Raw genomic sequence first — 12492 nt, 5'->3', positions numbered from 1 at the left:
AATTTTTTTCGAGTAACGCCGTATTGCGACGAAATGGGGTAAGCAGGCAAGCCGCAAAGCTGCTGCTCGCAAAATTGGATTTTCAGAGGTGCTCTTCAGGCGCCCCTTGTTGGGAAAATGGTTGCAATAGCTCGATCCAGTGTTTCACCGGCAAGCGGGCTGCACTTTCCAAATGTAGCTGGCAGCCGATGTTGGCAGTGGCGATGACCTCGGCCGCGCCCTGTTGCAGCGCACTCAATTTATTTTCCAGCAGCTGCTGCGACAACGCGGGTTGCATCAGGGTATAAGTGCCCGCAGCGCCACAGCATAGATGGCTGTCCGCAACTGGCGTAAGCGTATAGCCGCAGTTTCGCAGGATAGTTTCCACAACGCCAGGCAGTTTTTGTCCATGCTGCAAGGTGCAAGACGATTGATAAGCGACGCGCACACCTTTGCCGACATCGGCTAAGGCACTCAAATCTTCGCGGCCCAGAATTTCGCTCAAGTCGCGTGTAAGTTCGCTGATGCGTGCCGCCTTCGCGGCATAGTCTGGATCGTGTTTCAGCGTAACGCCATATTCTTTCACCATCAGGCCGCAGCCGCTTGAACTCATCACAATAGCCTCTGCGCCTTGTTCAATATATGGCCACCAGGCGTCAATATTGCGGCGCATCATGTCATGTGCCCCATTAATGTCAGCCAAGTGCTGGTTCAGTGCGCCACAGCAGCCGGCCCTAGGCGCGCTGATTAAAGAAATGCCCAATTTATCCAGCACGCATGCAGCGGCAGTGTTGATATTTGGCGCACTCAGCGATTGCACACAACCTTCCAATACCAGCATGCTGCGCGGATGAATTGCGTGCGGACGAGCTGACTGTGCCCGTCGTTGGGCCGGGATTTTACGTTGCAAAGAGAGTGGTAATAATGGATACACCACGCGGCTAATGCCAAGCACGAACGCAAAACGCTTGAGATACGGCAGCACTGCCAGCAGACTGCGCCGCACAATTTTTTGCCACAGCGGACGCGGTGCGCGTTCCTCGATGACTTGCCGCCCGATGTCAATCAACCGGCCATACTGCACTCCGGATGGACAGGTGGTTTCACAGGCGCGGCAGGTCAGGCAACGGTCCAGATGCAATTGCGTCTTCTCGCTGGATTGATTGCCTTCCAGCATTTCCTTGATAAGATAAATACGCCCACGCGGGCCATCCAGATCGTTGCCGAGCAACTGATAGGTGGGGCAAGTGGCATTGCAAAATCCGCAGTGCACGCAAGAACGCAGAATCGCATTGGCTTCGGCGATGTCGGGATTAACAAGGAGTTCTGGAGAAATGGCGGTTTGCATATGGCTTACAAGTTGGCGTAAATGCGCCCCCGGTTAAAAATTCCGTGTGGATCTAAACTGGATTTCAGGCGTTGATGAATGACGAGCAAGGGCGTGGCGAGCGGCTGAAATATTTCGCCATTGTGTTCGCTACCCCGGAACTGGGTGACATGTCCGCCTACTTTAGCGACGCGTTCGCGTATAAACGCAATCGGTTCGTCACTCACTAGCCAACGCTGCGCACCGCCCCAATCGAGCAACCATTCGCCGGCAATTTCTAAAGGAGGCATGGCGGGCTTTATCATTATGCGATACAGCGGTTTCGCAGCACCAAAAAATGGCAGATGATGTTCGCGCAAGGCATGCCAGAAGGGTTCTGACTTTTCTATCACTTCGCCGCCCAAATGCTCATGGGCATGCTTGACGGCTTGCTCGCTGCCGGACAGGCGCAGATAACAGTGCCCCGCATGATAACAGGCCGCATCGACGGGCACGGGCTGGGACAGCAAGCGGCTCATTTTGCTGATGGCTTCAGCTTGAGTGCATTCCTGTATCAGAGTGTGACTCGCCGCCGGGCGCGGCAGCACTTTCAAGCTGATTTCCAGCAGCACGCCCAGCGTGCCGTATGCACCGACCATCAAACGCGAGACATCGTAACCCGCCACGTTTTTTATCACCTGACCACCGAAGCGCAATATCTCGCCCTTGCCGTTGATCAGCTTGCAGCCCAATACAAAATCGCGTGCGGAGCCGCAAAAAGAACGGCGCGGCCCGGACAGACCGCAGGCAATGGTGCCACCCAACGTGGCATTGTCACCAAAATGCGGCGGCTCGAATGCCAGCATCTGTCCGGCTTCAGCCAACGCAGCTTCAATTTCCTTGAGCGGCGTGCCGCTGCGTGCAGTCAAAACCAACTCGCGCGGATCATGTTCGACAATGCCGCGATGACCGCTGACATCCAGAATTTCGCCGTGAATCTCTCGTCCTAAAAATGCTTTGGTATTGCCGCCTTCGATTTTGAGCGGTGTCCCGTTAACGACTGCGTTGTGCACCTGCTGTTGCAGTGCCTCACTGATATCGCGCTCCAACATCAGAAGCGTTCCAGCTCAGCATGGGGCAGCTGTCCGTGATGGACGTGCATAGCGCCAAATTCTGCGCAGCGCTGCAGGGTGGGCACGGCTTTCCCGGGATTGAGCAAGCCTGCAGGATCGAAAGCGGCTTTAACCGCATGGAATTGGCTGAGTTCAGCCGTTTTGAACTGGATACACATCTGATTAATTTTTTCCATGCCGACGCCATGCTCGCCGGTGATAGATCCGCCCACTTCAACGCATAGTTGCAATATACGCTGACCGAATTCCTCCGTACGTGCCAACTCGCCGTCCTTATTGGCATCGAATAATATCAGCGGATGCAGATTGCCATCTCCGGCATGAAACACATTCGCCACCGGCAAGCCATATTCTTCCGACCATAAACTGATCTGGCGCAATACATGCGGCAATTGACGCCGTGGAATCGTGCCATCCATACAGTAATAATCCGGCGAAATGCGCCCCACTGCGGGGAAGGCTGATTTACGCCCCTTCCAGAACAGCTGTCGCTCTGCTTCGTTAACGGCAGTGCGCACCTCGGTCGCGCCACTCTGGTGCAATATTTCGCGCACTTCCATGATGTGCTCGGATACTTCCGCATTGGTGCCATCCAGTTCGCACAGCAAAATCGCCTCTGCATCACGAGGGTAACCGGCATGCGCATAATCTTCCGCCGCCTGAATCGCCACCTTGTCCATCATTTCCAGACCGGCCGGAATAATACCGGCAGCAATTATCGCTCCGACCGCTTCCCCGGCTTTGAAGACATCATCAAAGGCCGCCAGCAAAACTTGCGCGCGCTCCGGCTTGGCCAGTAGTTTTACGGTAACCTCGACGATCACCGCCAGCATCCCCTCCGAGCCAGCCATCAATGCCAGCAGATCATACCCCGGAGAATCCAGTGTTTCAGCGCCGATGGTCAGCAACTCCCCATCCATCGTCACTACTTTCAGCATCAGGATGTTGTGTACCGTCAGGCCATATTTCAGGCAATGCACCCCGCCGGAATTTTCCGCGACATTGCCGCCAATGGTGCAGGCAATCTGCGAGGAAGGATCAGGCGCGTAATACAAGCCATACGCGGCGGCGGCCTCGGAAATTGCCAGATTGCGCACACCCGGCTGCAAAGTGGCAATCGCATTTTCCGGATCGATATGGAGTATGCGTTTGAATTTTGCCAGACTCAGCAGCACACCATCAGACAAAGGCAGAGCGCCACCAGACAAACCGGTGCCTGCACCGCGCGCCACAACGGGCACCTGCAAAGCATGACACAGACGCATGATGTCCTGTACCTGAGCAATAGTTTCGGGCAGAGCCACTACCAAGGGCAGACGTCGGTAAACCGATAGCCCGTCGCACTCGAACGGGCGTAGATCTTCTTTGTCGGTGAGTACGGCCTCTGGCGGTAACAGCTTTCGCAGTTTACGGATCAGATCTTCATGCGCGCCGTGATTGCATGGCAATCCATCTTCTAATACTGGCATGAAAAATTAATATAGAAAATTAACAGGATGCGGGATTTCAGCAGAGTTTGACATGCTGTGCCCATCAATGAAAAAACCCGAATCTCCGAAATTTATTAAAACAATAAATCTCGAAGATTCGGGTAGTCTCAACTACAAACTATCTCATCAAGAGCTAATTACTCGCATTTACCAGCTGTGCATTTGTCTGATGAACATACTGCAGGTTTCACACATGCCGTACCTTTTGGAAGTGAATGAAGCGCGATACATTTAGATGGAGTAACTGCCAAAAGGCAGGCTTCATTTTTCTTAGCGTCACATACTGTCGTAGCGTTGTCTTTGTTACAAGCATCGCCAATTTTGGCAAGAGCTACTTGTGAGAATAAAGCCATTGAACCGACCATTGCCATTGTTACCAAAATTTTGCTGAACATATTTTTTCCTTTGTGTTGAGTTGGCTGGATTATTAATTCCAAATTTGATTACATTTTTTGTTCAGTGTCTAGGAAAAAATAAACGCCCTTTTTCACCAAAACTGAATGTACCGGGAAACGGTTTAGTCGTCAACCATACCGGCCAGTAATCAGATATTTACAAAATCGGTATGCGCACGCCGTGGAACTCCGGCACGCCATTTTGGATGTGATAAAGCCATCACGTATCAGGCAATACATGTGGATGTTGAGATTGGCCGCCGAACCGAATCTCTGAATAAGCTTGATCGCGCCGGTTTGTACGTCTAACGCCGTTCAGCTAGATTTACAGTTAAAAAGTATGTGCCTTTTGCCACATCAATACGTCGGTAACGCAACTAATCGTTCTACTACCTGTAATGTTTGGGCTTCATTTCATTCAGCCCAGCCTACCGGGCTATACAAGCCATCCTGTGACAGTTTTTTAACCCTAAATTCCGTCTTATGAGCGGAAGCGAACAGATGGATTTAAAAGAAAACATTATTATTAAATTTTAATTACCGAAAAGACTTGAATCATGAAAATAAAATTTGCTACAACTTGTCTTGCGATTGGCATTATGTTTGCACCTGTCGTGGGTTATACCGCAGATTCAGATACGAATCGTTCAGGTCCCGTAACATTCGTTAAGGACTCAGTTATAACAACAAAAATAAAGGCCAAACTGGCCGCTAAAACCCATTTGGGTAGCTTGAAGGATATTAAAGTTGATACAGACAAAAATGGTGTCGTATGGTTGAGCGGCACGGCCCACAGTCAAACAGAAGCGGATAAGGCTGTTTCAATTGCTCAGGATACCAAAGGAGTAGTTACGGTCCACAATGACATTAAAATCATGGAGCATAACTAAAGCGTTAGATTAAATAATATTTTTCAACAGTAATGCCTGATGTGTTAACGAATTGTTTGCAATAGCAAATATTTAAACCACTTCCCTTATGCCGCCGACTTCCCCGAAAGCGGCATTTTTTTCGAAGTTAAAATAATACCTGATTAGCCATAATTTTCAGCCACACACCTCGTCGTCCGGTAAGGATGAAAACCTTTGAAACTGCACCTTCTTAATCTAAAGCTCGGTAGGTTGAGCTGAACGAAATGAAGTCCAACCTATCGAGCTTGGGCGTCATCACCTTTTTTATACGATTTGTTTTGAGGGTACGAGGGAAGACGAAATAAAAAACCGCCATTACCTAGCAGGAGAGCGGGAAGGCTCACAGCTTCTTGCGCGTCAAGAAGACTCAGAGCTACACACAATTAATGGAGGAATTATTTGCACTCCATCGCAAAAAACAGAGAACAGTTTCGTGATAGCTTCATGTTAATGGTTCGTATGTGCGGAAGTGCACAGACAGTATTTAAAACCCTTTGTTAACCTTATCTTAGAGTATGCCAATGCTGTCTTGGGTAAACTCTTTAGAGCGGCAAAAGTATTTCAGTTAATAAATTTCCTAACTTTACATGGAGTTACAAATGAAAAAAACTATTGCATTCCTCGCTATGTCATCCTGTTTCATCTTGGGAACATCAATGGCGCACGCGGATTCTGATTCATCTCAAGGAAAAATGGATGATAAGGTGTTCAAAATGGACGAAACGATGTTCAAAACTATGGATAAGGATTCTGATGGAAAGGTCGCTAGGCACGAGTTTATGGGTTATACAAAAAAGAAATATGATGATATGGATTTTCATACATTGGATGTTGATGGAGACGACAATATTACCCCAATGGAAATAAAGATTGTGTCTCAGAGGAGCGAACAAAAGTCAGTCGGCAGTTCTGAGGAGGCAGGGAAGATGGGTGATACCTGGGACCAGAAACGGGATGATGCTTGGCACAAGAACAGCGACTCTACTTGGGACAAGAACAGAGACGACGCATGGCACAAGAAGAGTAACATTAAGCAAGGCGAGAGTACCTCCCAGTCTCCTCATCATTAAAATGATACGTAACTAAACTGCAATTTAGCTACCTTAACCCGCTTCGGCGGGTTTTTTATTGACTTAAGGCTTTTCCAGTCCAATCTGATGCTGCCATTCTCCGCTCAATGTAGCCATGCAATGTAGATGTGGCCAATCGACTGGGCGAGTGACCCAGCCATGTTTTACGGGATTGTAATGAATGTAGTCAACGCGCCGCGCAAGATCAATCTCATCTCGAATTTGATGTTCCCAATACCGCCGCTGCCAAATGCCGCGCTCACGCTTGGCTTGGCGACTGGCACGAATGTGTTCGTCTTTTGCCAGCCGCTGGGAAAACCCGGCCTTGATGAACGACCAGCGCAGTGGATAGCCGGCATCACCCGGTGACAAGCGCCATATCGCAAGCAGGTGTTTTGACAACACCACCATCTTCAGAATAGCAAACGGATGCGCGTCTTTCACCGTTTTCATGGGCTGCACGCAAGTCATCGATATGCCGCACCAACACATCGGAGCGCTGTTCAGCCAGATTAACCAGAGATTATTTATTGAGGAGTAACCCAGATGAAAAAACTTGATGTGTTTGAGAAAGACATCTTAGCCGCCTATGAAAAGGGCGAGCTTAAGTCCACCTCTCCTTCAAAAGCAGAGCTGACAAAATTCAAAGCCGCTGCTTCAGCTACCTTTCTCAAGGAAAAACGGATCAACATACGCCTTTCCACGCCAGATTTGATGGATATTCAAGCCCGAGACCTTGAGGAGGGTATGCCATATCAGACATTGATCGCCAGCGTACTTCACAAGTTTGTAGCTGGATGTCTTATAGAGCCGCCATCCAGGCTAAGCCCTCATTTAAGCGGGACGGGCCGCAAGCGGCGCACGGCTGAGGGGTAGGGTCATTCATTTTTTTGAGGGTGCCCTGAATAGTTGCTCCAGCGAGCAAATAACGCGCCCGCGGCTAAACACAAACAGGAACGAGTCCGCGAAACGTAACAACAACGGTTTTCGCGTAGCCGGTACGCCCTCCATCGCCGGAGCTGAAGTGTGTTCAGGATACGACGGGTTTTGAGCTCTAATTCGGAATTTTGGCAGCGATGTACGCCTTTAGCTTTTCCAAATCTGCGTCCATCACCTCGACGCGTTGCGGTAATTTCTCGATGCACTCCAATCCGGCAGGCCGTTCAGGATTGCGTCCGAGTGCTTCGATGATGGTGTCTTCAAACTTGGCTGGCAATGCGGTTTCCAGGCAGATCAGCGGCAAGCTGGGGCGGCGTTGTTCGAGGCCGACTTTGATCCCATCGGCGGTATGGGTATCGACCATTACGTTGTAGTCTTCCCACAGTTCGCGGATGATCTTGAGGCGGTCGAGATGCGTACTTTTGCCGGAAGCGAAACCAAATTTAGACAGCTCATGCCAATAGGGCGTGCCCTTGATATCGAACGCGCCCCCTGCATCAATGCTGCTCCAGAATTCGCGCACCTTGGTTGCATCGCGCCCAACCAGATCAAATACAAAGCGTTCGAAGTTGGATGCCTTAGAGATATCCATCGACGGGCTGCTGGTGTGATAGGTGTGATCCGTCGCGCGCGGGCGATATACGCCGGTTCTAAAGAACTCATCCAATACATCGTTTTCGTTAGTGGCAAGGATAAGCTGGCCGATGGGCAAGCCCATCATGCGCGCAATGTGGCCAGCACAGATGTTGCCGAAATTGCCGGAAGGCACTGAAAATGCAACTTTCTCATCGTTGGATTGTGTCGCGGCAAAGTAGCCCTTGAAATAATAGACGATCTGCGCCGACACGCGCGCCCAGTTGATCGAATTGACCGTGCCGATTTTATATTTGGCCTTGAAGGCGTGATCATTGGACACCGCCTTGACCAAGTCCTGCGCCTCGTCAAACACGCCACGGATGGCAATGTTGAAGATATTTGGATCTTGCAGTGAATACATCTGCGCACGCTGGAAAGCAGACATTTTGCCGTGCGGTGACAACATGAAAACGCGGATGCCGCGCTTGCCGCGCATGGCGTATTCCGCCGCCGAGCCGGTGTCACCGGAAGTAGCGCCGAGGATATTAAGTTCTTCGCGCTGTTTGTCCAGCACGTACTCGAACAGATTACCCAGCAATTGCATCGCCATGTCCTTGAACGACAAGGTCGGGCCGTTGGACAATTCTAGAATATGCATTCCCGCCTCCAGCGTACGCAGCGGGGTAATTTGCTGAGTGTCAGAATCGGCGCGGGCGTTGTGATAACTGGCAGATGTATAGGTCTTGCTAACGATCACCTTGAGGTCGTCTGCAGGAATATCCGTTGCAAATTTGGACAGCACGGCATAAGCGAGATCAGCATAAGACAGATTGCGCCAGTTATCCAAATCGGCTCGCGTTACTTGTGGGTATTCTTCCGGCAGGTACAGACCGCCATCTGGCGCGAGCCCACCGAGCAGGATTTCGGTGAAATTTTTAGCGGGTGAATTGCCGCGTGTAGAGATGTATTTCATTGCTTTGCTCGCTTCATTTTTAATCCCTATTCCTGTTACAGAAGAGAGGGGTAGAGAGTAAGTTTTTTCAAGTTTCTCTCAGTAGAGACGGAATGCCTTATTTGCCCAGCTCTTCCATACGGATGCGCGTCACTTTACCCACGACCACTGATAGCTTTTCAAGTCTGGCAATAGCTGCATTGATGCGTTTTTCGCGTGTCAAATGGGTAAGCAAAATCAAGTCCGTCTCGTCTTCACCGTCACCCGGTTCTTTCTGAATCAAGGCATCAATCGAAATCTGTTCATCAGCCAGCACACGTGTAATATCGGCCAGCACACCAGGTTCATCCTGCACCCGCAGGCGCAGGTAGTAGCAGGTCACCACCTCAGTTATTGGCAGAATGGGCAGATCGACCAATTGATCCGGCTGGAATGCCAAATGCGGCACTCGATGTTCCGGGTCGGCGGTGTGCATACGCGTCACGTCAACCAGATCGGCAATTACCGCACTGGCCGTTGGTTCCGCACCCGCACCCTTGCCGTAATACAAAGTCGCACCGACTGCGTCGCCCTGCACTACCACCGCGTTCATCGCACCTTCCACGTTGGCGATCAGTCGTTTGGCGGGAATCAAGGTGGGATGCACGCGTAACTCAATACCTGCCGTGGTGCGTTTGGTAATACCAAGCAGTTTGATGCGGTAGCCTAGCTGTTCGGCGTACTTTATGTCCTTTGCATTAAGCTGGGAAATGCCCTCAATATAAGCCTTGTCGAATTGCATCGGAATGCCGAATGCAATCGCAGAGAGGATGGTGATCTTGTGCGCTGCATCCACCCCTTCGATGTCGAAGGTCGGATCGGCCTCGGCATATCCCAAGCGCTGCGCCTCTTTCAGCACGGTATCGAAACTCAGCCCCTTATCGCGCATCTCGGATAGGATAAAGTTGGTAGTTCCGTTAATAATTCCGGCAATCCACTCAATGCGATTGGCGCTCAGGCCCTCGCGTACCGCTTTAACAATCGGCACACCGCCCGCCACTGCCGCTTCGAATGCAACCATCACGCCCTGCTTTTGTGCCTCGGCAAATATTTCGTTGCCGTGCATGGCCAGTAGCGCCTTGTTTGCAGTGACCACATGCTTGCCATTAGCAATGGCCTTAAGCACCAATTCCTTGGCCACACCGCAGCCGCCGATTAGCTCGATAACGATATCCACTTCCGGGTCGCTCGCCACAGCGAATGCATCGTCAACTACACGACAGGCGCCTTGGATAATTTCATTGGCACGCGCCACATCCTTTTCCGCCACCACGACAATGCGTATGGGACGACCCGCACGACGGGAAATTTCTTCAGCATTGCGCGACAACACAGTAAATGTGCCCGCACCTACGGTGCCCAGACCCAATAGACCTACGTTCATTGGTTTCATTATTTATTAACTCCAAAATTCAATTCGTTTACTCACCCCTCTCCGCCTCCCCTGACAACCGGGATTGGGAAGAGTTAGGGCACGTTTAGATCCCCTTATTTACTTCTTCCCATAACGTTTGCGGTAATACTCCAGAAAACGCGCAATTCGGCCAATCGCTTCGACTAAATCGTCCGCGTTCGGCAGAAACACCACGCGGAAGTGGTCGGGATCCGGCCAGTTAAAGCCCGTACCCTGAACCACGAGCACCTTCTCGGTTTCCAGCAGTTCAAGGATAAATTTCTGATCGTCATTGATCGGATACATCTTCTGGTCCAGGCGCGGAAACATATATAGCGCGGCTTTCGGCTTGACGCATGTAACACCCGGAATAGCGGTAAGCAATTGATATGCAAGGTCCCGCTGCTTGCACAGCCGTCCGGAAGGCGCGACCAGATCATTGATGCTTTGATAACCTCCCAGCGCAGTCTGGATGGCGAATTGCCCCGGCACGTTTGAACACAGACGCATCGAAGCAAGAATGCCCAGGCCATCAATATAATCCTGCGCGTGCTTCTTTCTGCCCGACACAACCATCCAGCCGGCACGATAGCCGCAAGCGCGATAATTCTTGGACAGGCCGTTAAACGTGACGAACAGTACATCATCCGCCAGCGAAGCGATTGAGGTATGGCTCACGCCATCATAGAGCACCTTGTCATAGATCTCGTCGGCGAACACAATGAGTCTGTTTTTGCGTGCGATTTCGATGATCTCTTGCAACAACGAATCCGGGTATATCGCGCCAGTGGGATTATTCGGGTTGATCAGCACGATGGCGCGTGTGTTGGGTGTAATTTTGCTGCTGATGTCAGCCATGTCCGGCAACCAGCCTGCCTGCTCGTCGCATAAATAGTGGCGCGGAGTACCGCCCGCCAGCGTGACCGCCGCCGTCCACAGCGGATAATCTGGTGCTGGCACCAGTACTTCATCGCCCGTATTAAGCAGTCCCTGCATGGACATCACAATCAATTCGGATGCGCCATTGCCAATAAAAATATCCTCCAGCCCTACCCCGGCGATATTCTTTTGCTGGGCGTAGTGCATGATGGCTTTGCGCGCGGCAAACAGCCCTTTTGAATCAGAATAGCCGGAAGCATTGGGCAGGTTATGTATTACGTCCTGCTGAATTTCTTCTGGCGCTTCGAAGCCAAATGACGCCAAATTGCCAATATTCAGTTTTATAATACGATGGCCGTCTTCTTCCATGTGCTTGGCGCGCGCCATCACAGGGCCGCGAATGTCATAGCAGACGCTGGCCAGTTTGGTGGATTTCAATACAAGGGGCACAATTTCCATATCTGTGCTGTCAAGTTGTTTCAATTGGTTCTCTCAATCTGTTGCTTCTAAACTGTGACATCAATCCGCTGGGTGGTAGAATTTGACACGAACGAAAAACATCATAAATACACTTATGGCCCTTGAACTTATTGACTGCAAAGGGCGTGATTCTAACCGAGCGCGCCTGGGTCAGCAAATGGAGAACTCGCGTGAAACTGCATCTCAACACCCGCACAAACCAAAATATTTTCACTGCCCACGGCGCTGGCTATGTCACGGTCAGCGGCCTGAGCTTTGAGCATTCCATAGTGGTCACGCCGGAACAGGTATTCACCGATTGGCAGCCGCAAGGTTTCGATGCATTAAGTGAATCGCACTTCGCCTATCTTCTAGCCATGAAGCCAGAAATTGTGCTGCTCGGAACCGGCGCGCAGCAGCGCTTTCCGCATCCACGCCTATATCAACAATTAACTGCGGCCGGCATCGGCGTGGAAAGTATGGATACCCCCGCCGCCTGCCGCACTTACAACATCCTAATGGGAGAAGACCGCAAAGTAGTTGCCGCCATTTTGCTATAATTTTTTTGAGAAGTTCACTACGCAACGTTATTCACCATTCCGAGCAAGCCCCCTTGAAACAAAGTCGTATTATGCTGCCGCCAACTTCCTTCGTGTGTCAGTATATTTATGTGCAAGCGTAGTATTTAAGTTTCATCTGAACCGATTTTTCCGCAAATGATTGTGGCCGACGAGGAAAGCCGCACCACACAGAATCCCCCATCAAGTCAGCACGTTTCCACCACCTGAATTACAACTTGGCCGTTTTCTGCTGCGCATCCAGCTTGGCCACCCAAATTCATCCGGCATTAAAAATAATTTATGGGCACATCTAAAAAATCAAATTTCGTCACAATACGTCGTCGCTCACAAAAAATGTTTCCTTACATATCAATTATATTCTGCGTCAACATTTTTTATTCGCGCCTAAGT

The 12492-nt window shown here is 50.6% G+C and carries 13 protein-coding genes; 4 read left to right on the top strand and 9 right to left on the bottom strand.

Annotation, left to right across the window (positions count from 1 at the left end):
* Positions 1-82: 82 nt before the first annotated feature.
* The 5 genes from glcF to MJ768_RS15385 all read right to left on the bottom strand — a co-directional run bounded on the left by glcF (position 83) and on the right by MJ768_RS15385 (position 4591).
* Entirely contained in the window at positions 83-1327 is a 1245-nt protein-coding gene (gene glcF, locus MJ768_RS07750) for a glycolate oxidase subunit GlcF (RefSeq protein WP_239289874.1), read from the bottom strand.
* A gap of 5 nt (positions 1328-1332) precedes the next feature.
* The gene (gene glcE, locus MJ768_RS07745) at positions 1333-2397 is read right to left on the bottom strand and encodes a glycolate oxidase subunit GlcE (RefSeq protein WP_239289872.1); all 1065 of its coding nucleotides are present in this window, start codon (positions 2395-2397) and stop codon (positions 1333-1335) included.
* On the bottom strand, positions 2397-3887 hold the full coding sequence (locus tag MJ768_RS07740) for an FAD-linked oxidase C-terminal domain-containing protein (protein ID WP_239289870.1): 1491 nt from the start codon (positions 3885-3887) through the stop codon (positions 2397-2399). Before MJ768_RS07740 ends, glcE begins: the two co-directional genes overlap by 1 nt.
* 158 nt (positions 3888-4045) lie before the next feature.
* Positions 4046-4303 carry a hypothetical protein gene (locus MJ768_RS07735; RefSeq protein WP_239289860.1) on the bottom strand — a complete coding sequence of 86 codons (258 nt, stop codon included), beginning with the start codon at positions 4301-4303 and terminating at the stop codon, positions 4046-4048.
* A gap of 129 nt (positions 4304-4432) precedes the next feature.
* Positions 4433-4591, bottom strand: a complete 159-nt coding sequence (locus tag MJ768_RS15385) for a hypothetical protein (RefSeq protein WP_445082979.1) — start codon at positions 4589-4591, stop codon at positions 4433-4435.
* Positions 4592-4860: 269 nt separating this feature from the next.
* On the opposite strand from MJ768_RS15385, the gene MJ768_RS07730 reads away from it, so the two are divergent.
* Positions 4861-5193, top strand: coding sequence for a BON domain-containing protein (locus MJ768_RS07730; RefSeq protein ID WP_239289858.1), 333 nt, complete (start codon positions 4861-4863; stop codon positions 5191-5193).
* 620 nt (positions 5194-5813) lie between these two features.
* Positions 5814-6284, top strand: a complete 471-nt coding sequence (locus MJ768_RS07725; RefSeq protein ID WP_239289856.1) for a hypothetical protein — start codon at positions 5814-5816, stop codon at positions 6282-6284.
* Between the two features lie 63 nt (positions 6285-6347).
* Here MJ768_RS07725 and MJ768_RS07720 read toward each other — a convergent pair whose 3' ends face one another.
* Positions 6348-6737: an REP-associated tyrosine transposase gene (locus MJ768_RS07720; RefSeq protein WP_239289854.1), complete on the bottom strand. Its 390-nt coding sequence runs from the start codon at positions 6735-6737 to the stop codon at positions 6348-6350.
* 93 nt (positions 6738-6830) lie between these two features.
* Here MJ768_RS07720 and MJ768_RS07715 point away from each other — a divergent pair, with 93 nt between their 5' ends.
* Positions 6831-7160 carry a hypothetical protein gene (locus tag MJ768_RS07715; RefSeq protein ID WP_239289852.1) on the top strand — a complete coding sequence of 110 codons (330 nt, stop codon included), beginning with the start codon at positions 6831-6833 and terminating at the stop codon, positions 7158-7160.
* A 178-nt stretch (positions 7161-7338) separates the two neighbouring features.
* Here MJ768_RS07715 and thrC read toward each other — a convergent pair whose 3' ends face one another.
* The 3 genes from thrC to MJ768_RS07700 form a co-directional block, all read right to left on the bottom strand.
* Entirely contained in the window at positions 7339-8772 is a 1434-nt protein-coding gene (gene thrC, locus MJ768_RS07710; RefSeq protein WP_239289842.1) for a threonine synthase, read from the bottom strand.
* A gap of 97 nt (positions 8773-8869) precedes the next feature.
* Positions 8870-10183 carry a homoserine dehydrogenase gene (locus MJ768_RS07705; RefSeq protein WP_239289840.1) on the bottom strand — a complete coding sequence of 438 codons (1314 nt, stop codon included), beginning with the start codon at positions 10181-10183 and terminating at the stop codon, positions 8870-8872.
* Positions 10184-10282: 99 nt separating this feature from the next.
* Positions 10283-11521 (bottom strand): pyridoxal phosphate-dependent aminotransferase, encoded by a 1239-nt coding sequence (locus MJ768_RS07700; RefSeq protein WP_305855918.1) that lies wholly within the window; start codon positions 11519-11521, stop codon positions 10283-10285.
* Between the two features lie 191 nt (positions 11522-11712).
* Between MJ768_RS07700 and MJ768_RS07695 the strand changes: the two genes are divergently transcribed.
* Positions 11713-12081, top strand: a complete 369-nt coding sequence (locus MJ768_RS07695) for an Mth938-like domain-containing protein (RefSeq protein WP_239289838.1) — start codon at positions 11713-11715, stop codon at positions 12079-12081.
* The last annotated feature ends 411 nt before the right edge of the window (positions 12082-12492 follow it).

The sequence above is a fragment of the Candidatus Nitrotoga sp. 1052 genome (assembly GCF_927312905.1).
Taxonomy (GTDB): Bacteria; Pseudomonadota; Gammaproteobacteria; order Burkholderiales; family Gallionellaceae; genus Nitrotoga.
The sequence above is the reverse complement of the archived record's forward strand: the minus strand, read 5'-3'. Positions and strand labels throughout refer to the sequence as shown.

What these genes read in the sequence shown, in the direction of transcription:
- glcF (WP_239289874.1), bottom strand. Translation starts at nt 1,327, where the DNA reads ATGCAAACCGCCATTTCTCCAGAACTCCTTGTTAATCCCGACATCGCC.
- glcE (WP_239289872.1), bottom strand. Translation starts at nt 2,397, where the DNA reads ATGTTGGAGCGCGATATCAGTGAGGCACTGCAACAGCAGGTGCACAAC.
- MJ768_RS07740 (WP_239289870.1), bottom strand. Translation starts at nt 3,887, where the DNA reads ATGCCAGTATTAGAAGATGGATTGCCATGCAATCACGGCGCGCATGAA.
- MJ768_RS07735 (WP_239289860.1), bottom strand. Translation starts at nt 4,303, where the DNA reads ATGTTCAGCAAAATTTTGGTAACAATGGCAATGGTCGGTTCAATGGCT.
- MJ768_RS07730 (WP_239289858.1), top strand. Translation starts at nt 4,861, where the DNA reads ATGAAAATAAAATTTGCTACAACTTGTCTTGCGATTGGCATTATGTTT.
- MJ768_RS07725 (WP_239289856.1), top strand. Translation starts at nt 5,814, where the DNA reads ATGAAAAAAACTATTGCATTCCTCGCTATGTCATCCTGTTTCATCTTG.
- MJ768_RS07720 (WP_239289854.1), bottom strand. Translation starts at nt 6,737, where the DNA reads ATGAAAACGGTGAAAGACGCGCATCCGTTTGCTATTCTGAAGATGGTG.
- MJ768_RS07715 (WP_239289852.1), top strand. Translation starts at nt 6,831, where the DNA reads ATGAAAAAACTTGATGTGTTTGAGAAAGACATCTTAGCCGCCTATGAA.
- thrC (WP_239289842.1), bottom strand. Translation starts at nt 8,772, where the DNA reads ATGAAATACATCTCTACACGCGGCAATTCACCCGCTAAAAATTTCACC.
- MJ768_RS07705 (WP_239289840.1), bottom strand. Translation starts at nt 10,183, where the DNA reads ATGAAACCAATGAACGTAGGTCTATTGGGTCTGGGCACCGTAGGTGCG.
- MJ768_RS07700 (WP_305855918.1), bottom strand. Translation starts at nt 11,521, where the DNA reads ATGGAAATTGTGCCCCTTGTATTGAAATCCACCAAACTGGCCAGCGTC.